This is a genomic window from Methylobacterium tardum, from assembly GCF_023546765.1.
Classification (GTDB): Bacteria; Pseudomonadota; Alphaproteobacteria; order Rhizobiales; family Beijerinckiaceae; genus Methylobacterium; species Methylobacterium tardum.
In genome coordinates, this window is the sequence record NZ_CP097484.1 from 865,510 (window position 1) to 882,563 (window position 17,054).

Genomic DNA, 17,054 nt, shown 5'->3' on the forward strand with positions numbered 1-17,054 from the left:
TCGCGATAGCGAAAATCCAACGCATTTTGAAAACCCTGCCTGAACGCGGGTAGCCGATCCTGCCGCCTGGATTTTCAAGAGGCGGCAATGTTCGAACGACGCAGCGCTTCGCGCACGTTGCTGAATGAGACCGGCAGCATCTCGGTGGACGAGCATCGAAGCCTGCCCTGCATCGTCTACGACCGGTCTCTCGGAGGCGTGCGCGTGGCGCTCCCCGAGGCCGAGATCGTCCCGGACAGCTTCGTGCTGAGCCTCGACGCGAGCAACGAGATCCTCGTGTGCAGCGCCGTCTGGCGGAAAGCGGAGGAGATCGGCGCGACCACGAACGGCGTGTCGTCCCTGCATCCAGGCCGGCCGGCCGCCCGGGAAGCCCTGCAGCCGGCCTGAACGCGGCGGCAGTCCGGCCCTTCGCGAGAATTCGGGCACCTTCGCGCCTCCCGATCGTTCACACGAGGGATACGCCGGGGACGCCTCATGCCGGATCCGAAAGCTCCGAACCCGGGCGAGTTGCCCGAGCCCGATCTGCCGCACGGCCTGCCGATGCCGCCCAATACCGGCGACATGCCGCCGCCGCGACTCCCGCCCGTGCCCGAGGAGCCTCCGGCGCCGCGCGATGAGCCGGCGCCCGAGATCGACGAGGTGCCGGGGCTCTGAGGCGCCCCGTCCACATGGTGAAGCTCGGGTTGTATGCGGGGCGGCAGCGGGCCTAAGCTGCGGGGATGCGATGGTCTGCGGGCTTCATTGCCTGTCTCGGCTGGATCTCTACGGCGCGCGCTGCGGAGCCTCCGCTCAGCATCGAGCGGCTCACAGCGGACGGCTGGGAGATCGCGGGCTATGCCGGGACCCTGGACAATCGGTCCTCCCTGATCCTGTTTCGCAGGAAAGACAGGCCGTATCTCGTCCAGTGCTCGATCCTGTACGACGTGACGCGCAGCCCGCGCGTGGTCACGAATTGCTACGAGCTGCACTGAAAGCCCCTGCGTTCCGGAAGGAACTCGGACGGTTTCGTGCGTGGGCTGGTGCCTGGGGCTGAACTTCCCCGCCCGGCAGCCGTTGGCGTCGCACCGCGCACGACGGACCGATTGATGAAACCGACGACCCTTCTGCTCTCCGCGGCCTTGGCCGTCCTCGTGGCCGCTCCCACACGGGCACAGGTGACGACCGGCGGCGCCGGCAATACCGGTGTGCAGGCCCCGGCCACGACCGGCGGGGTCCCGGCCGGGTCGGTGGGCTCGGAGCGTGCGGGCGAACCGCGCAACGGCGCGGCGGCTGCGCAGGGCAACGCCACCGTACCGGGCACCACGCCGGGGGCGACGATCGGCGGTACCCCGACGAGCGGTCCTCCGGGCACGGGCGGCACGGCCGGCGGGCCGGCTCTGGGGAATCGGTAGGGGCTCGGTCCTCAATCCCAATCGATGTTCAGGGATCGCTCGAAGGCGGCAGCGGACATCTCCTTGCCCTTCGGATCGGCAACCGTGATCTCGCGGAAGCCGCGCCGCGCGAGTTCCCAGGTCTTCTCCATCGCCTGCTCATCGGTTCCGCAGGCGAAGGTCATGACGCGCCCAGACGGATCGATCCCCTTCACGGTGAACACAACACTCTCCTCGCTCTCCCGGCCCCATATAGCGCCGCGGCGGCGATCCGGCTCCTGCCGAATCGACCAGCCGGGAGCCTGAGAGCCACCCCCGCGTTGATGGGGCAGGGAGGTTCCGGATGACGACCGCGCACCCGACAGCGTCACCGGTCCCGGTGCCGGACAGCAAGGTCCGGGACCGGACGAATCCGGTGCCGGACAGCAAGGTCCGGGACCGGACGAATCCGGTGCTTCCGCTCCGGATGCCGAGCACAAGCCGGTGCCGATCACCGACGAGGATCCGGATGTCGGCCTGTCGCAGAAGGGCAGCGGTGAGGACGCCGTTGTGCGCCGCGAGACCGAGATCTGATCCGACTCGATCGTGCCTGGACGCAGCAGCTTGTGCGGCGCACAAACAAGCCGGCCGCGCCTGCAAGGCGGCCTAGAGGAGACCAGTCATGGCGAACATCCCAAGCTACGAGGTCCCACCGCAGCTGCGCGATTTGGCCGAGACCAGCCTTGAACAGGCTCGGAAAGCGTTCGAAAGCTTCATCGGAACCGCACGGCGGACCACCGACACCCTGCAGGGCTCGGCAGATCTCGCCCGCACCAGCACGCAGGACATCTATGCCCGCGGCCTGGACTACGCCGAGCAGAACGTCCGCGCCGCGCTGGATCTCGGGCAGAAGCTCGCGGCTGCGCGCTCGCTCCCCGAAGCGGCACAGATCCAGGCCGAGTACGTGCGCGAGCGGTTCGCCGCCATGCAGGCGCAGGCCAAGGAGCTGGGCGGCCTCGCACAGGGTGCGTTCCAGCAGGGTGCGGAGCGGGCCCGGGCGGCGGTGCAACAGGGGGCCGACGAGGCCCGCAAGGCCGTCGAGCAGGGCCAGGATGCAGCTCAGCAGGCGGCGAACGAGGCGCAGCAGGCCGCGCACTGAGCGCATCGGGACAGGATGGCCGGCGTCGCACCTGGTGCCGCCGGCCGGATCGAAGCGGGGACGCGGATGATCTACGGGGAGGTGGGCCGCTTGGCGGACGAGAGCCTGCGGCTTGGCTTGCGACAGGCCGAAATTGCCGTCCTGCTCGTGACGGCGGCCCAATATGCGTGGTGGGATCTGTACTTGGACCTGTACCGGGCGGCCGGGACCGGTTTCAAGGCCGAGTTGGATCAGCAGGCGCGGACGCGGCGGCTGATCCGACGGGGCGTGTCACCAGCGGCGGCCGCACAGGACTTGCACATCGTCTGATCGCCGGTGGCACGAAGTCTGGCGCGCCACGCGGACGATGCCGACCGATTCGATGCGGGACCGTCGGAACGGTCCCGCTGGGGCCGTCAGCGCAAAGCCTCGGCGGAGGCCTGGACCATCGGCCGGTCGGCCATCGACACGGTCCGGCTGCCGCCATTCACCGGCGCCGCCACGGGCTGCGGTGTCGTCTTCAGGTCGCCGGCCGGATGTGCCTGCTGCGTGGCCCGGGCCTGCTCCCGATAGAGCGGCGGCGTCAGGTGCAGCCCTTCGGCCGCGGCGGGACCTGTGAGGACGGCGGCCGGAGTGAGCGCGGCCGACGCGAGGATGAGGATCGTGCGCATGGTGCGTCTCCGTTTCGATCGCGGCTCCCATCACGGGCTGCGATGGGAGACCGCATGAGAGCACGGATTTGTGCGGTGCGTCATGACAATGACGCAATGCAACATAGCGCCAAATCGGCAGGGTAATGCAGTGTTCGAGGTCAGCGCGCAGGTGCTTCCTTAACGGCAACACTGATCGCGTCATGCATTCAGCGCAAATGAAATAAACTTCCGCTCATGAACTCTCAAAGTAAAATTGAGGCGCAGGCACATTAAATTTTCGAACACGGCTTAGGTGGAGCCTTTGCCGTCCAAAACTCGGCCGTCGGCATCTCGCGCGGCGCCCGATACGAATCGGCAACACCGTCGCCAGATCCGCGTCACACGGGCGCGTTAGACACCTCAACCGACCAAAACCTCCGGAGCGAGAGCATGACGCCCGCCGATCTCGACAAGCGCGCCGAGCTGACCGTCTGGCCGAAGCGCGCCCCTGGCCATTCCGCGGAGGGGCGCCCGTTCGCGACCTTGCGCGAAGCCCTAGCCGCCGCAGCCCGGGCCATCGAGTCCGAGGACGCGCAGCCCTGGATCATCACGGAGGCGGGCGACATTCTCTCGCCTCGCTGGATCCGCGCGAACACGCTCGCGCGCGCTGCAATAAAGCACACTGAGGGATCGTGGAGGCGGGCGCCCCGCTCAGCAGCCGATGCAGATGTCGTGGACCACGTGCTCGCGCCGCGGCCCTGTGCGTTGGTTGGGAAGTTGACCGTCGATGGACGGGAAGCCGCTGCCGAGAGCCCGGAGTCGCCGCCGGCCGCCGGTGAGGTCGGCCTGGGCCGCGACCGGCGGTGGCGCCCCAAGCGCGGGGGGCGGGGCAGGCGCAGGGGTGCCGCTGGCCATGCCGGGATCCGGCAACGTCAGCGCCATACCCGGGGCGGGGGGACTCTGCGCGAATTCGCCGGCCCGGGCTGCCGCGGGCACGAGGACGAAGGCCGCGAGGAAGAGCCGGCTCAGCGGACGCATCACGCACTCTCCTGGCTCAGACGCTGATGCGAGGCCGGCGCACCCGTGCCGGCCCCTGGATGGAGAGGCCTCAGTAGGCGCGGCCGTAGAAGGGCTGCGACACCGGACGGTAACGGTCGCTCACCGGCCACGTGTAAGGCTGATCCTTGCCGGTGCGGAGGGCGGACCGAAACTTCGGCTCAGTGAAACCGATCCCGTGAAAACCCGACGCATGTCCGGCGCCGTGGGCCTTGGGACCAGCCTCGCGTGCCAGGGCTGCACTTGAGACACCCAGAACGAGAGCGGCCGCGAGAGAGACGCGGCCCAGAATGACGTTCATCTCTGCCTCCTGTCCGGCCGAGGTGCCGGAGCAGAATGAACCGCAGCGGCAGAGCCGCGGTTCCGCGGCGCGCCGCCGATCAGAACGTGCCGGCCCCGCCGAGGCAGGCTTCCGCCAGGGGACCGCTGCAGATGTCGCTGGTCCGGCCCGGGGCGGCGGCCGCGCCGCCGCCGATGCCGGCCCCGCCCGACCCACCGCCTGCCCGGGCCGCGGCGGTCGGCGGGACGAGATCCCGGGTTGCCGTCACGCCCGATCCCGTGGCGATCCCGGCACCGCCCGAACCGCCCCCGCCAGTCGCCGTCGCGGCGGGCGACGCTGCCGCGCCAGTGCTGAGGCTCGCGGCGAGGCCTGTCCCGCCGCCGACGCCGGAGGTTCCGAAGGTCGGGCCTGTGGTGGAACCGAGGGCAGCGCCGGTGGCCGTGCTGCTCGCGGTCCCTCCGGAACCGGGCGCCGACGCGGGGGTCGCAGTCGTGCTGAGGCTCGCGGCGATCCCAGACCCGTTCCCGAATCCAGATGTCCCGAACAACGAGGCCACCGTCGAGGCCGCGTTGGCATTGGTGTTCAGGCTCGTGGCGATGGCCGATCCGCCACCCAGACCGATCGCGCCGGAGGTGGACGACAGGGCGCTGCCCGAGATCGAGCCCAGGGCTGCGCTCGATGAGGTGCTGAAGCCGCTCCGCGTCCCGGTGGCGCCGATCGTGGCGCTGGTCCCGAGCACGCCGAGCGTCGATCCGGCGATGCCGGCCCCTCCGGTGCTTCCGGATCCCGAGAGGCCGAGCTGGCTGCCGCCCAGACCCGTGCCGCCGGGCGCTCGGATGCTGCCGCCGGCCCCGCCGCCGAAGCTGAGCTGGCCGGCATTCACCAAGCCACCGGACTGCGCCGACAGGACCGGGAAGGGACTCGTGGTCGTGCCGCCGCCGAGGCTGAGCTGTCCGGGATTGGCGATCGCCGTGGTCGGCTCGAGCACGGCCGAACTGGGCACGGTCGCGGTGGCCGACAGGCTCTGGGCCGCCGCGGGAAGAACGGACGGCAGCAGCAGAACGGTGGCGAGGATGGCCCGCATGACGATCTCCGCAGGAGGCGTTCGGAGGCCAACGGCACCGATTCCGAGGGGGTTCCGGCGGCGCGCCGACGCGGGCCGGCTCCGTGGAGGCGCGCCCGGGATGTCCGGGACGGACGCGAACGGCCTTCATGCTGCCGGAAAGGCGGTGTCGTCTCCGGAGCGGATCCGCCCGAACCTGCGATCGTGCTTTGCCCGAATCCTTCGCCCCAGGCTTGCGCCGCGCCGGCTGGCTCGCCGGCCTGCCGGCGCTCGCGCTGATCTGGGTGAGCGCGACGCTCTACGCCGCCCCGCAGATCGCCGACCGGCTCGAGGCCGAGGGCGCGACGGTCGCGGCCGGCACGGCCACCGCCACCGGCGAGCCCTGGCTGCGCCTGGAGGCGAGGGGCCGCGATCTCCTGGCGGCCGGGGAGGCGCCGGATGTCGGCGAGCGCGAGACCGTGCTGTCCCGCCTTGCCGGGCTCGACGGGCCCCACCGGATCGTCTCCGAGGTCGGGATCGTCGAGACCGCCGCGCCGTTCCAGTGGGCGGCGATCCGCAGCGGGCCGAACCGGATCGCCCTGGAAGGCAGCCGCCCGGTGGAGATCGGCCGGCGGGCGCTGGAGGCGCGGATCTCCGGTGCGCTGAACCCCGGCACCACCCTCGGCGACACGGCCCGGGCGGCCCGCGGCGCCCCGCCGGATTTCCCGAGCGCGGCGGCGTTCCTGGCCGCGCGGCTCTCCGGGCTCGCGAAGGGCGGCCGGGCGGCGCTCAGCGACACCGTGCTCAGCCTCTCGGGCGAGGCCCTGGACATGCCGGCCTACGAGGCGCTGCGGGCGTCCCTCTCCGACCCACCGGCGGGATTCAGCATCGGGCGGATCGAGATCGTGCCGCCGGTGGTGCCGGATTATCGCTTCGTCGTGGAGAAGACGGCCCGCGGCATCGGGCTCGACGGGTTCGCGCCGACCGCGTCCGATCGCGAGGCCGCGCTGCGTGCCGCCACCGAGGCCGCGGCGGGCGGAACCGTCGACGATCACCTGCTGGCCGCCCGGGGCCTCGACCCGGCGATCGACCCGAAAGGCCTGATCGCCTTCGCATTCCGCCTCGCCGAGCTGATCCAGTCCGGCCGCGTCGCCTTCGCGGACGGGGCGATCTCGGTCACGGGCGATGCCATCGACGGGCAGGCGATCCCCGACGCGGAGGCGCTGATGCGCGACGCCCGCCCGGCCGGCATCAAGGCCGGCACGGTCTCGCTGACCGCGCGGCCGCTCTCGCCCTACCGGGTGGTGATCCGGCGGACGGCGGATTCGGTCACGCTCACCGGACACCTGCCCGATACGGCCACGCGCGAGCGGGTGCTCGATGCGCTGCGGCCGCGCTTGTTCCGCGAGCCGGTCGTCGACCGTACGCGCCTCGCCGAGGGCGCCCCGCCCGACCTCGGCGCGGCGCTGGCCGCCGCCGCCCCCCTGGTGACGAGCCCCGCCTCCGGCGAGATTGCCGTCTCGGACCGCGCTCTGACGCTCACCGGCGAGAGCCTCTATCGCGAGACCGCCAGCCGCGCGCCCGAGCGGCTGGCCGAGGCGCTGCCGCCCGGCTGGACCGGCCAGGCGGCGGTGTCCGCCCGCCAGGCGCCGGAGCGGCGCGATCCCGAGACCTGCCGCGCGGATTTCGCCGCCGCCGTGGCGGGGGCGGATCTCCGCTTCCCGGCGGGCAGCCCCGTGCTGGCCCCGTCCTTCTATCCCACGCTCGATGCGCTGGCGGCCGTCGCCAAGGCGTGCCCGGCGTTGCGCATCGCGGTCTCGGGCACCGCCGACCCGGCCAAGCCCAAGGCGCCGGCCGCGGCCGCCGGGGCGGAGGCGCGTCCGGACGCCGTCGAGCCGGCCCGCATCGCCAGTTCCGCCAAACCGGACTTGGCCGCCAAGCCGGATTCGGCCGCCACGCCGACGCCCCAGGATAAGGCCAAGGACAAGACCAAGGATTCCGGCAAGGATTCGGGCAAGACCACCAAGGGTCCGGCCGGGAAAGAGGCGGCCAAGCCCGGCAAGCCGGCTGCGAAGAAGCCCGCCGAAACCGCCGACGAGCCGCCGCCGGATCTGCCCCGGCTGCGGGCGCAGGCCGTGATCGAGTATCTGCTGCAGGCCGGGGCGCGGCCCGAGCAGGTGAGCGTCGGGCCGGACGGGCCGGCCGGACCCGTTCTCGTCGCGTTGCTGCCGTGAGCGCCGTCCGATCCGCCGCGCGCCCGCCCGCCGGGGCGCGCCCACCTGCGCGAGAGTTCCGCGCCCCCACGGAGGCCGCACGGCCGTGACGCTGCTGCTTGCCGCATTCTGGCCCGGGCTCGCCGGGGCGGCCGCGCTCGGCCTCGTGGTCGGGGCGCTGGCGGGCTGGCCGGACTGGTACGCCGTGCCCCTCGGGCTCTGGGTCCTGGCGGGGCTCGTGGCGGCGGCGGCGCTGGCCGGGTTCGTGCCCGGCATGGCCGGCCTCTGGCTGGAGGGCGCCGCCCTGATCCTGCCGCCATATCTCGCCGGCTGTGCCCTCGGGGCCTTGGCGCGGCGCCTCGCCACCCGGGGCTGATCGCCGCCGCATCGGCTGCGGCGCGCCGGGAACCGTCGCGCCCCCCGTTGGCGTTGCTTCGGCATGACGGGCGTATGACGCCCACCCCGAACCAGACGAGACCTGCCATGTCCCGATCCGATCGGAGTCTGAACCCGACGAAGCGCCGCTACGCCGTTCGCCTGCCGCGTCCCCGCGCCGGCGCCGCCGCCACCGGCCTGTTCCTCGCCGCCCTGGCGCTCTCCGCCGCGACGGTGCCGCTGGTCGAACCCGCGGACGCGACCACCTCCCACGGCACTGCGCAGGCGGCCCTTTCCGCACCGGCCGCCCGCTGACGCGGCGGATTCTCCGAACAGAAGCCGACGCATCCCCGATCGCCCCCGCTTCGTCGTTCCGGGTCGCCGCAGGCGAGCCCGGACCCGCAGGGGCACGCCGGAGGCGGGCAACCCAGAGCCGCCGTCGATGCCAGGGCTTGGCACCTCGGCGGGTCTGGATCCCGGGCGCCGCTGCGCGGCCCCGGGATGACACGGCGGACGCGATGTCGGCCGGGTCCCCGCGCGGACGCGGGTTGAGCAACCCCTCCAGCGCGGCGACGGAAGCAACCCGCACCCGCCTCCGGGGGTTGTCCGCCCGGGCCGGTGATGAGGCCCGGGGGAGACGCAGATGGGACTGCTCGAATCGGCGATTGGCGGCGTGCTCGGTCAGGTCTTCGGCGGGCAGAGGCAGGGCTCCGCCGGGATGTCGCCCCTGGTGAAGGCCCTGCTGATGCTGCTCCTCGCGAAGGGTGCGAGCGGCGGCTTCGGCGACATCTTCGGCCGCGGCCAGCAGGGCGAGCCCGGCCCCGAGGCTGACCGCTCCGGCGGCGCCGGACCCTACGGGCGCGATCCCGGCCAGCACCCGGCCGATGCCGGCGGGCGCCGCTCCCCGGAGGAGGGCGGCGATATCGGCGGCTGGGACCAGTATGGCGGTCGCCGCGACAGCGGCCCGGGCGCGACCGTGGACCCGTCCCTGCCGCCCGGCGACTTCTCGGACCTCTCGGGCATGCTCGACGGCCCCGGCGACGCTCCGGCCCCGAGCCGCGCCGCCCCGGCGGGGCAGGGGGATCTCGGCGGCCTCGACGGGCTGGTGGACCGGTTCCGCCAGGGCGGCCTCGGCGACGTGATCGAGTCCTGGATCGGCCACGGCGCCAATCGCCCGGTGGCCCCGGACCAGCTCGCCCGGGCGCTCGGCCCCGATACGGTGGACACGCTCCAGCAGCAGACCGGCATGGACCGCGAGACGCTGCTGTCTCAGCTGGCGCAGGCGCTGCCGGAGGTGGTGCATACGCTCACGCCGCAGGGGCGGGTGCCGAGGGAGGAGGAGCGGCGAGGGTGGTGAAGGACAGACGGGTACTGTCCCCATCTGGAAAGAAAGCTCACCTCATCCTGCGATCCCAAAATCACAACACGTCGTGTGAAGGAGATCCCAGGGATAACAGGGCGTTCTGAAGCTTACCTTCAGGGCCGCTTCACAGCATCTCAGAATGATGGTGCGCGTGGGATGCCGTAGTCCCATGCGCCCCACGTCTTCTTTCGGAAACTTTGCTCGTGAAGCAACGCGATCTCACGGCCTCCACATGCGGGGCGGGTGAGAACGCACCTGACGTGCGCGGCCTCCTTCCAAGCTCCATGCAGAAGATCAGAAGGTTTTGTCCGGCGCCGCCGAAAGTTCTTCGAAGATTAGATGCCCAAAGAACGCTCGTTTTTACGCGACCCGACGCATCACCAGCGACGCATTCGTTCCCCCGAACCCGAACGAGTTCGACAGCACGACATCCACCTGCTTCCGCTTCGCCTCGAACGGCACGAGGTCGATCCTGGTCTCGACCGACGGGTTGTCGAGGTTGAGCGTCGGCGGGATGACGTTGTCGCGCAGGACGAGGATCGAAAAAATCGCCTCGACCGAGCCGGCGGCGCCCAGCAGGTGGCCGACCGAGCTCTTGGTCGGCGACATGGTGGCGTTCGCGGCGGCCTCACCCAGCAGGCGCTCCACGGCCTTCAGCTCCAGCTCGTCGCCCATGGGCGTCGAGGTGCCGTGGGCGTTGATGTAGCCGATCTCCGACGGCGAGATCCCGGCGCGCTTCACCGCCGCGCTCATGCAGCGGAAGGCGCCGTCGCCGTCCGGGGAGGGGGAGGTGATGTGGTAGGCGTCGCCCGAGAGGCCGTAGCCCACCACCTCGGCGTAGATCTTCGCGCCGCGGGCCTTGGCGTGCTCGTACTCCTCGAGCACCACGATGCCGGCGCCCTCGCCCATGAGGAAGCCGTCGCGGTCGCGGTCATAGGGACGGGACGCCTTCTCGGGCGTGTCGTTGAAGCCGGTGGTCAGCGCCCGGCAGGCCGAGAAGCCCGCGATCGACAGGCGATTGACCGGTGATTCGGCCCCGCCCGCCACCATCACGTCGGCATCGCCCAGCGCAATCAGGCGGCTCGCGTCGCCGATGGCGTGGGCGCCGGTGGAGCAGGCCGTGACCACGGCATTGTTCGGACCCTTCAGGCCGTACGCGATCGAGACCTGCCGGAGGCGAGGTTGATGATCCGGCCCGGGATGAAGAACGGCGAGATCCGGCGCGGACCCTTCTCGTGCAGGGTCACGGAGGCGTCGTAGATGCCGCCGATGCCGCCGATGCCGGAGCCGATCAGCACGCCGGTGGCGCACTGGTCCTCGTGGCTCTTCGGAAGCCAGCCGGCATCCTTCAGCGCCTCGTCGGCCGCCGCCATCGCGTAGACGATGAACGGATCGACCTTGCGCTGCTCCTTGGGCTCCATCACCGCGTCGGGGTTGAAGGTGCCGTCGGTGCCGTCGCCGAACGGGACCTGCGCGGCGATCCGGCAGGGCAGGTCGGCGGATTCGAAGCCGCGGATCGGGCCGGCGCCGCTGTCGCCCGCGATCAGCCGGCTCCAGGTGTGCTCGACCCCGCTACCCAGCGGCGTGACCATCCCCAGACCCGTGACCACCACCCGCCGCATCGCACTCGTCCCGTCTTGAAGCGCTTCCCCGCCGCCGGCAGGAGGCCCCCGCGGGGCCGGAGCGCACCGTCTATAACTGCCGAAGGCGGATTCGGTCCCGGCGGGACCGATCACGCCTCCGAGCCTTCAAACGCGTAACGGCGCGGGGGCTGTTCCGCCTCGCCCGCGCCGCAGGAAACGAGAAGCCCCGGCGCCTCAGGCGGCGGAGTTCTTCTCCAGGAACTTCACGGCGTCGCCGACCGTCTGGATGGTCTCGGCCGCGTCGTCCGGGATCTCGACGTTGAACTCTTCCTCGAAGGCCATGACCAGCTCGACGGTGTCGAGGCTGTCGGCACCGAGGTCGTCGATGAAGTTGGCGCTCTCGACCACCTTCTCGGGCTCCACGCCCAGGTGCTCGGCGACGATCTTCTTCACGCGCTCAGCGATATCGCTCATCGGTCTTCCGTCCTCGTCCTTCTGGTCTGTCAGACTTCTTGGGGTGGTGCCGTGGCCGCGTCGCGCCCCTGCGGGCTTGTTGACGGGCCGGTGTTCGATCGCGCGTGCTTCGAGGTGATCCGGCGCGTTGAGCCGGCATGGCCCCGCCGGGAGGCCTTGGACTGAAAACCCGCTGAACCGTCAACCCCCTGTGCGGCTGCGGGGGGTTGGTAGCACAGGGTTCCAGCCCTGGCGAGGGGCCGTTCAGAAACCCTTCATGGGTGTGGCGTTTGCGTGCCGGACGGAGTGATTCGCCCAGTGCCAAGACCAGTATACAGGTCCTAGTACATCGCCATTCCGCCGTTCACGTGCAGGGTGTGACCGGTGACGTACCCGGCCTCCGCGGAGGCGAGATAGAGGCAGGCCGCCGCCACCTCCGCGCCCTCGCCGAGGCGCCCGGCGGGCACGCGGGCCAGGATGCCCTCGCGCTGCTTCTCGTTCAGCGCATCGGTCATCGGCGAGCTGATGAAGCCCGGCGCGATGCAGTTCACGGTGATCCCGCGCGAGGCGACTTCGGCGGCGAGTGCCTTGGTCATGCCCACGAGGCCGGCCTTGGCGGCGGCGTAGTTGCCCTGGCCGGGATTGCCGGTGCTGCCCACCACCGAGCCGATATTGACGATCCGCCCGGAGCGGCGGCGCATCATGCCCTTCACGGCGGCGCGCGACAGGCGGAAGGCGGCGGTGAGGTTGACGGCGAGCACCTGCTCCCACTCCTCGTCCTTCATCCGCATGAACAGGTTGTCGCGCGTGATGCCGGCATTGTTGACCAGGATGTCGAGGGGGCCGATCGCCGCCTCGGCGGCGGGCACCAGCCCCTCGACCGAGTCCTTGTCGGCGAGGTCGGCGGCCACGGGGCTCGCGCGCTCGCCGAGTTCGGCGGCCAGCGCCTCCAGGGCCTGCGGCCGGGTGCCGGAGAGCGCCACGGTCGCGCCCTGGGCGTGCAACGCCCGGGCGATCGCCTGGCCGAGGCCTCCGGTCGCGCCGGTGACGAGGGCCTTGCGGCCGGTGAGATCGAACATGCCGGGATCCTGCCGTGATTAGAGCGCGAAGGCCGCGACGTCCGCGGGCGTACCGATCGCGCTAGCCGAGGCCTGCGGGGCGATACGCTTGACGAGGCCGGTGAGCACCTTGCCGGCGCCGAGTTCGTGGAAGCGGTCGACGCCGGCGGCCGCCATGGCGGCGACGCTCTCGCGCCAGCGCACCGTGCCGGTGACCTGCTCGACCAGCGCCGTCCGGATCGCCTCGGGGTCGGAGACCGGGGCGGCCGCCACGTTGGCGTAGAGGGCGACCCGCGGCGCCGTCAGGGTCACGGCGGCCAGGGCCCGGGCCATGGCCTCGGCGGCGGGCGCCATGAGGCGGCAATGGAACGGCGCCGAGACGTTGAGCATCACGGCGCGCTTGATGCCGCGGCCGGTGGCGATGCCGATGGCGCGCTCCACGGCCGGCCGGTCGCCCGACAGCACCACCTGACCGCCGCCGTTGTCGTTGGCGACGTCGCAGACCGCGCCGCCGCCGGCCTCCTGGGCGGCCGCCTCGGCCACCGCACGGGCCCCGTCCAGATCGGTGCCGATCAGGGCCGCCATGGCGCCCGCGCCCGGCGCCACGGCCTCCTGCATGGCCTCGCCGCGCAGGCGCAGGAGCTTGGCCGCGTCGGTGACGGTGAGGCTGCCGGCCGCCGCCAGGGCCGCGTACTCGCCGAGCGAGTGCCCGGCCACGCAGGCCACGTCGCGGGCGAGGTCGAGGCCGCGCTCGGCCTCCAGCACCCGCAGGACCGCGAGGCTCGCCGCCATCAGGGCCGGCTGGGCATTGGTGGTGAGGGTCAACTCCTCGACCGGCCCCTCGAACATCAGCCGCGACAGGTTCTGGCCGAGGGCCGCATCGACCTCGTCGAGCACGGCCTTCGCCTGCGGGAAGGCCTCGGCGAGGTCCCGCGCCATGCCGACCGCCTGGCTGCCCTGGCCGGGAAAGATGAGTGCGCGCATGTTGAATCCCGATGGCCGGCACCGGCGCGCGCGAACGCCGCCCGTGTCGGCCGAAACTCTGGAATGGGCCGCGCACTCGCACCCGCGGTGGCGCGTTGTCAACAATGCGCCGCAGCATGGCGGCGCGTCGCGCATCGGAGCCGACGCGGCGGAACACGGCTTCGCTCACGCGTCCGATCACATCCGCCACGTCATCCCGGGGCCGCGCAGCGGTGCCCGGGATCCAGAACCGCCGACACGCCAGGACATCGCGCCGACGGTGGTTCTGGGTTCCGGGCGCGCCTGCGGCGCCCCGGAACGACGGGGTGTCGCCCTAGACCCGCTCTCGGTGCGGGCCCGGCAGACGCGCGCCCTGCGCAACCCGCTGTGCTTGTTGCACAACGGCATCCGGTGTAAGACGGCCTCATACCCGACAGCATCCGTCGCTCAAGCCCAAGGAGCCGCCCCGCATGGCGCGCGTCACCGTCGAAGATTGCATCGAGAAGGTCGAGAACCGCTTCGAGCTCGTCCTGCTCGCGAGCCACCGGGCGCGCCTGCTCGCCGCCGGCGCCCCGCTCACCATCGACCGCGACCGCGACAAGAACCCGGTCGTGGCCCTGCGCGAGATCGGCGACGAGACGATCACGGCCGACGACCTCAAGGAGCAGCTGATCCACTCGATGCAGAAATACGTCGAGGTGGACGAGCCGGAGGCCGAGACCGTGCCGCTGCTGTCGAGCTCGCCAGCCGCCGCCGCGGTGGCACCGCAATCCTCCAGCGACGATGCGGCGGTCCAGTTCGACCGCATGAGCGAGGAGGACCTCCTGCGCGGCCTCGAGAACCTCGCCCCGCCGGTCGAGACCGACGACGAGGGCGAGTGAGCCTGACACCGTGGGCCTGGATGCGCACGACCTGACCGAGACCGGACCCGGCGGAGACGCCGGGTTCTCTCGTTCCGAGGCCGACTCGTCGGCGACCGACGCTTTACCGCCGCCGGGGGCTGGCGCCGGCACAACGGTTGCGAAACAATCGCGCGTGATCCCGACCCCGCGTACCACCCAGGAAGCACCGGCCCCGTCCCGGCGGATGATGCGTCAGTACGAGCTGGTCGAGCGGGTCAAGCGCTACAACCCGGCCGCCGACGAGGCGCTGCTCAACCGCGCCTACGTGTACGCCATGCAGGCGCACGGCACGCAGAAGCGCGCCTCGGGCGACCCGTTCTTCGCTCATCCGCTCGAAGTCGCCGCGATCCTCACGGACCTCCACCTCGACGACGCCACCATCGTGGCGGCGGTCCTGCACGACACCGTCGAGGATACCGAGGCGACGCTGGAGGAGATCCGGCGCCTGTTCGGGCCCGAGATCGGCGCCCTGGTCGACGGCCTGACCAAGCTCAAGCGCCTCGACCTCGTCTCCAAGCAGGCCGCACAGGGCGAGAACTTCCGCAAGCTGCTGCTCGCGGTGGCGGCGGATGTCCGCGTGCTGCTGGTCAAGCTCGCCGACCGCCTGCACAACATGCGCACCCTCCAGCACATGCGGGAGGACAAGCGCCACCGCATCGCGCAGGAGACGCTCGATATCTACGCGCCGCTCGCCGGCCGCATGGGCATGCAGGAGCTGCGCGAGGAGCTGGAGGATCTGGCCTTCCGCAACCTGGAGCCGGACGTCTACGCCACCATCACGCAGCGGCTCGTCCGGCTCACCGCCAAGTCCGAGAGCGTGGTTGAGACCATCGCGCAGGTGCTCACCGATAAGCTCGGCGCGCAGGGCATCACCGCCGAGGTCAGCGGCCGCCAGAAGCGGCCGTTCTCGATCTGGTCGAAGATGGAGCGCAAGTCGGTCGCCTTCGAGCAGCTGTCCGACATCTTCGGCTTCCGCGTGGTCGCCGACACCGTGCAGGACTGCTACGCGGCGCTCGGCATCGTCCACACCAGCTGGCCGATGGTCCCGGGCCGCTACAAGGACTACATCTCGACGCCGAAGCAGAATGATTACCGCTCGATTCACACCACGGTGATCGGGCCGAAGAGCCAGCGCGTCGAGCTGCAGATCCGCACCCGCGCCATGGACGACATCGCCGAGTACGGCATCGCGGCCCACGCCCAGTACAAGGAGCTCGGCAAGGACCTGAGCCGCCGCGAGGGCGAGGGCAGCGTCCACCCGAAGCTGGCGGCCGAGAGCGGCGCCTATCAATGGCTGCGCCGGACCATCGAGCTGCTCGCCGAGGGCGACAGCCCCGAGGAGTTCCTGGAGCACACCAAGCTGGAGCTGTTCCAGGACCAGGTGTTCTGCTTCACCCCGAAGGGCCGGCTGATTGCCCTGCCACGGGGCGCAACCCCCATCGACTTCGCCTACGCGGTGCACACCGACGTCGGCAACACCGCGGTGGGCGCCAAGATCAACGGCCGGATGGCGCCGCTGCTGCACGAACTCGCCAACGGCGACGAGGTCGAGATCAGCCGCTCCGACGGGGCCTCGCCTCCGGCGGCCTGGGAATCTTTGGTGGTGACCGGCAAGGCCCGGGCGGCGATCCGGCGGGCGACCCGGGCGGCCGTGCGCCGGCAATATGCCGGGCTCGGGCGCCAGATCCTGGACCGGGCCTTCGAGCGCGCGGCCAAGACCTTCTCGGAGGACAAACTCCGGGGCGCCCTGCCGCGGCTCGCCCGCGCCACCACCGAGGACGTGTTCGCCGCCGTGGGGCGCGGCGAGATGTTCTCGGGCGACGTGGTCCGGGCGGTCTACCCCGACCATCGCGACGAGCGCCGGCCCTCCGCCGCGCAGGGGGCTGCCAGCGGCGCCGGCCGCCTCGTGCGCTCGGCCGACCAGACCATGCGGCTCACCTTCCCGGGCGCCGAGGGCAAGGAGGGCACCGGGGACCGAAGCGACGCGATCCCGATCCGCGGCCTCGCGGGCGACCTGCCGGTGACCTTCGCGCCGAACGGCGGCGCGGTCCCGGGGGACCGCATCGTCGGCATCCTGACCCCCGGAGTCGGCGTCACCGTCTACCCGATCCAATCGGCGGCGCTCGCCGCCTTCGACAACGAGCCGGAGCGGTGGCTCGACGTTCGCTGGGATACGGAGGCGCTGGGCGGGGAGCGCTTCCCCGCGCGCCTGGCGCTCAAGTCGATCAACGAGCCGGGCGTGTTCGCCCAGATCGCTCAGGTGATTGCCGACCATGACGGCAACATCGACAACATCTCTATGAAGCGGCGCACGCAGGACTTCACCGACATCACGATCGACCTGTCGGTCTGGGACCTGCAGCATCTCAACGCGATCATCGCGGAGCTGCGCGGCAAGCGTCCGGTCAACAGCGTGGAGCGCGTGAACGGCTGAGGTCCCCCGACAGGTGGTATGACCTCAGGTTTATCAGCAAGACCTCGGTAAATTGTCCCACCATTGTCGTGGACGTCGTCGTGACGTGCCAATGCGGCGGCCGCGCTCGAAAATGTCGGTCTTCACGATCGAACGTCTTCGGCTCTGCTTGACACAGGCGCATTTGACGCGAATGGTTCCTCGGCTGGGGCGGCGGTTCACGGAAAGGGACCG

20 protein-coding genes and 2 pseudogenes are annotated in these 17,054 nt (G+C 71.4%); 13 read left to right on the forward strand and 9 right to left on the reverse strand.

The genetic code is table 11. The annotated features are described in order from the left end of the window. The first annotated feature begins 87 nt into the window (after window positions 1-87). The 4 genes from M6G65_RS04205 to M6G65_RS04220 all read left to right on the forward strand — a co-directional run bounded on the left by M6G65_RS04205 (window position 88) and on the right by M6G65_RS04220 (window position 1,391). Window positions 88-387: a PilZ domain-containing protein gene (locus M6G65_RS04205; RefSeq protein ID WP_238197356.1), complete on the forward strand. Its 300-nt coding sequence runs from the start codon at window positions 88-90 to the stop codon at window positions 385-387. A gap of 87 nt (window positions 388-474) precedes the next feature. Further along, window positions 475-654 (forward strand): hypothetical protein, encoded by a 180-nt coding sequence (locus M6G65_RS04210; RefSeq protein ID WP_238197357.1) that lies wholly within the window; start codon window positions 475-477, stop codon window positions 652-654. Between the two features lie 65 nt (window positions 655-719). Further along, complete coding sequence (locus M6G65_RS04215) at window positions 720-971, forward strand: hypothetical protein (protein WP_238197358.1); 252 nt, start codon at window positions 720-722, stop codon at window positions 969-971. 114 nt (window positions 972-1,085) lie between these two features. Continuing rightward, window positions 1,086-1,391, forward strand: coding sequence for a hypothetical protein (locus M6G65_RS04220; protein ID WP_238197359.1), 306 nt, complete (start codon window positions 1,086-1,088; stop codon window positions 1,389-1,391). 11 nt (window positions 1,392-1,402) lie between these two features. Here M6G65_RS04220 and M6G65_RS04225 read toward each other — a convergent pair whose 3' ends face one another. Continuing rightward, window positions 1,403-1,594: a hypothetical protein gene (locus M6G65_RS04225; RefSeq protein ID WP_010685423.1), complete on the reverse strand. Its 192-nt coding sequence runs from the start codon at window positions 1,592-1,594 to the stop codon at window positions 1,403-1,405. Window positions 1,595-2,031: 437 nt separating this feature from the next. Here M6G65_RS04225 and M6G65_RS04230 point away from each other — a divergent pair, with 437 nt between their 5' ends. Together M6G65_RS04230 and M6G65_RS04235 are read left to right on the forward strand one after the other, a co-directional pair. Then, window positions 2,032-2,508: a phasin gene (locus M6G65_RS04230; RefSeq protein ID WP_238197361.1), complete on the forward strand. Its 477-nt coding sequence runs from the start codon at window positions 2,032-2,034 to the stop codon at window positions 2,506-2,508. Between the two features lie 15 nt (window positions 2,509-2,523). Next, window positions 2,524-2,817 (forward strand): hypothetical protein, encoded by a 294-nt coding sequence (locus M6G65_RS04235; protein WP_238197362.1) that lies wholly within the window; start codon window positions 2,524-2,526, stop codon window positions 2,815-2,817. Between the two features lie 86 nt (window positions 2,818-2,903). Here M6G65_RS04235 and M6G65_RS04240 read toward each other — a convergent pair whose 3' ends face one another. Beyond that, window positions 2,904-3,158, reverse strand: coding sequence for a hypothetical protein (locus M6G65_RS04240; protein WP_238197363.1), 255 nt, complete (start codon window positions 3,156-3,158; stop codon window positions 2,904-2,906). 411 nt (window positions 3,159-3,569) lie between these two features. On the opposite strand from M6G65_RS04240, the pseudogene M6G65_RS04245 reads away from it, so the two are divergent. After that, window positions 3,570-3,785: pseudogene (locus M6G65_RS04245) on the forward strand (hypothetical protein); the annotation flags it as partial. A 45-nt stretch (window positions 3,786-3,830) separates the two neighbouring features. Here the strand turns inward: M6G65_RS04245 and M6G65_RS04250 are convergent. The 3 genes from M6G65_RS04250 to M6G65_RS04260 form a co-directional block, all read right to left on the reverse strand. Further along, the gene (locus tag M6G65_RS04250) at window positions 3,831-4,157 is read right to left on the reverse strand and encodes a hypothetical protein (RefSeq protein WP_238197364.1); all 327 of its coding nucleotides are present in this window, start codon (window positions 4,155-4,157) and stop codon (window positions 3,831-3,833) included. A 70-nt stretch (window positions 4,158-4,227) separates the two neighbouring features. Then, window positions 4,228-4,476, reverse strand: coding sequence for a hypothetical protein (locus tag M6G65_RS04255; RefSeq protein WP_238197365.1), 249 nt, complete (start codon window positions 4,474-4,476; stop codon window positions 4,228-4,230). A 79-nt stretch (window positions 4,477-4,555) separates the two neighbouring features. Then, complete coding sequence (locus tag M6G65_RS04260) at window positions 4,556-5,539, reverse strand: hypothetical protein (protein WP_238197366.1); 984 nt, start codon at window positions 5,537-5,539, stop codon at window positions 4,556-4,558. A 188-nt stretch (window positions 5,540-5,727) separates the two neighbouring features. Between M6G65_RS04260 and M6G65_RS04265 the strand changes: the two genes are divergently transcribed. The 4 genes from M6G65_RS04265 (at window position 5,728) to M6G65_RS04280 (ending at window position 9,442) form a co-directional block, all read left to right on the forward strand. Further along, the gene (locus M6G65_RS04265) at window positions 5,728-7,731 is read left to right on the forward strand and encodes a hypothetical protein (RefSeq protein WP_250103607.1); all 2,004 of its coding nucleotides are present in this window, start codon (window positions 5,728-5,730) and stop codon (window positions 7,729-7,731) included. 85 nt (window positions 7,732-7,816) lie between these two features. Then, on the forward strand, window positions 7,817-8,086 hold the full coding sequence (locus M6G65_RS04270) for a hypothetical protein (RefSeq protein WP_238197368.1): 270 nt from the start codon (window positions 7,817-7,819) through the stop codon (window positions 8,084-8,086). 107 nt (window positions 8,087-8,193) lie between these two features. Further along, on the forward strand, window positions 8,194-8,400 hold the full coding sequence (locus tag M6G65_RS04275) for a hypothetical protein (protein ID WP_238197369.1): 207 nt from the start codon (window positions 8,194-8,196) through the stop codon (window positions 8,398-8,400). A gap of 328 nt (window positions 8,401-8,728) precedes the next feature. After that, complete coding sequence (locus M6G65_RS04280) at window positions 8,729-9,442, forward strand: YidB family protein (protein ID WP_238197370.1); 714 nt, start codon at window positions 8,729-8,731, stop codon at window positions 9,440-9,442. 366 nt (window positions 9,443-9,808) lie between these two features. On the opposite strand, the pseudogene fabF reads toward M6G65_RS04280, so the two are convergent. From fabF to fabD, 4 genes and pseudogenes are all read right to left on the reverse strand, one after another. Next, window positions 9,809-11,070: pseudogene (gene fabF / locus M6G65_RS04285) on the reverse strand (beta-ketoacyl-ACP synthase II). A 195-nt stretch (window positions 11,071-11,265) separates the two neighbouring features. Next, window positions 11,266-11,505 (reverse strand): acyl carrier protein, encoded by a 240-nt coding sequence (locus tag M6G65_RS04290; protein ID WP_250103608.1) that lies wholly within the window; start codon window positions 11,503-11,505, stop codon window positions 11,266-11,268. A 320-nt stretch (window positions 11,506-11,825) separates the two neighbouring features. Then, window positions 11,826-12,563 (reverse strand): 3-oxoacyl-[acyl-carrier-protein] reductase, encoded by a 738-nt coding sequence (gene fabG, locus M6G65_RS04295; RefSeq protein ID WP_238197372.1) that lies wholly within the window; start codon window positions 12,561-12,563, stop codon window positions 11,826-11,828. An 18-nt stretch (window positions 12,564-12,581) separates the two neighbouring features. Continuing rightward, the gene (gene fabD, locus M6G65_RS04300) at window positions 12,582-13,526 is read right to left on the reverse strand and encodes an ACP S-malonyltransferase (protein WP_238197373.1); all 945 of its coding nucleotides are present in this window, start codon (window positions 13,524-13,526) and stop codon (window positions 12,582-12,584) included. Window positions 13,527-13,975: 449 nt separating this feature from the next. On the opposite strand from fabD, the gene rpoZ reads away from it, so the two are divergent. Together rpoZ and M6G65_RS04310 are read left to right on the forward strand one after the other, a co-directional pair. Next, complete coding sequence (rpoZ, locus tag M6G65_RS04305) at window positions 13,976-14,386, forward strand: DNA-directed RNA polymerase subunit omega (RefSeq protein WP_010685409.1); 411 nt, start codon at window positions 13,976-13,978, stop codon at window positions 14,384-14,386. Between the two features lie 205 nt (window positions 14,387-14,591). After that, a complete protein-coding gene (locus tag M6G65_RS04310; RefSeq protein ID WP_250104204.1) occupies window positions 14,592-16,841 on the forward strand; it encodes a RelA/SpoT family protein in 2,250 nt (749 codons plus the stop codon). Window positions 16,842-17,054 lie beyond the last annotated feature (213 nt).

Bases quoted from the DNA above. Each gene is read 5' to 3' on its own strand.
- M6G65_RS04205 (WP_238197356.1), top strand. From the start codon at position 88: ATGTTCGAACGACGCAGCGCTTCGCGCACGTTGCTGAATGAGACCGGC.
- M6G65_RS04210 (WP_238197357.1), top strand. From the start codon at position 475: ATGCCGGATCCGAAAGCTCCGAACCCGGGCGAGTTGCCCGAGCCCGAT.
- M6G65_RS04215 (WP_238197358.1), top strand. From the start codon at position 720: ATGCGATGGTCTGCGGGCTTCATTGCCTGTCTCGGCTGGATCTCTACG.
- M6G65_RS04220 (WP_238197359.1), top strand. From the start codon at position 1,086: ATGAAACCGACGACCCTTCTGCTCTCCGCGGCCTTGGCCGTCCTCGTG.
- M6G65_RS04230 (WP_238197361.1), top strand. From the start codon at position 2,032: ATGGCGAACATCCCAAGCTACGAGGTCCCACCGCAGCTGCGCGATTTG.
- M6G65_RS04235 (WP_238197362.1), top strand. From the start codon at position 2,524: ATGGCCGGCGTCGCACCTGGTGCCGCCGGCCGGATCGAAGCGGGGACG.
- M6G65_RS04240 (WP_238197363.1), bottom strand. From the start codon at position 3,158: ATGCGCACGATCCTCATCCTCGCGTCGGCCGCGCTCACTCCGGCCGCC.
- M6G65_RS04250 (WP_238197364.1), bottom strand. From the start codon at position 4,157: ATGCGTCCGCTGAGCCGGCTCTTCCTCGCGGCCTTCGTCCTCGTGCCC.
- M6G65_RS04255 (WP_238197365.1), bottom strand. From the start codon at position 4,476: ATGAACGTCATTCTGGGCCGCGTCTCTCTCGCGGCCGCTCTCGTTCTG.
- M6G65_RS04260 (WP_238197366.1), bottom strand. From the start codon at position 5,539: ATGCGGGCCATCCTCGCCACCGTTCTGCTGCTGCCGTCCGTTCTTCCC.
- M6G65_RS04275 (WP_238197369.1), top strand. From the start codon at position 8,194: ATGTCCCGATCCGATCGGAGTCTGAACCCGACGAAGCGCCGCTACGCC.
- M6G65_RS04280 (WP_238197370.1), top strand. From the start codon at position 8,729: ATGGGACTGCTCGAATCGGCGATTGGCGGCGTGCTCGGTCAGGTCTTC.
- M6G65_RS04290 (WP_250103608.1), bottom strand. From the start codon at position 11,505: ATGAGCGATATCGCTGAGCGCGTGAAGAAGATCGTCGCCGAGCACCTG.
- fabG (WP_238197372.1), bottom strand. From the start codon at position 12,563: ATGTTCGATCTCACCGGCCGCAAGGCCCTCGTCACCGGCGCGACCGGA.
- fabD (WP_238197373.1), bottom strand. From the start codon at position 13,526: ATGCGCGCACTCATCTTTCCCGGCCAGGGCAGCCAGGCGGTCGGCATG.
- rpoZ (WP_010685409.1), top strand. From the start codon at position 13,976: ATGGCGCGCGTCACCGTCGAAGATTGCATCGAGAAGGTCGAGAACCGC.
- M6G65_RS04310 (WP_250104204.1), top strand. From the start codon at position 14,592: ATGATGCGTCAGTACGAGCTGGTCGAGCGGGTCAAGCGCTACAACCCG.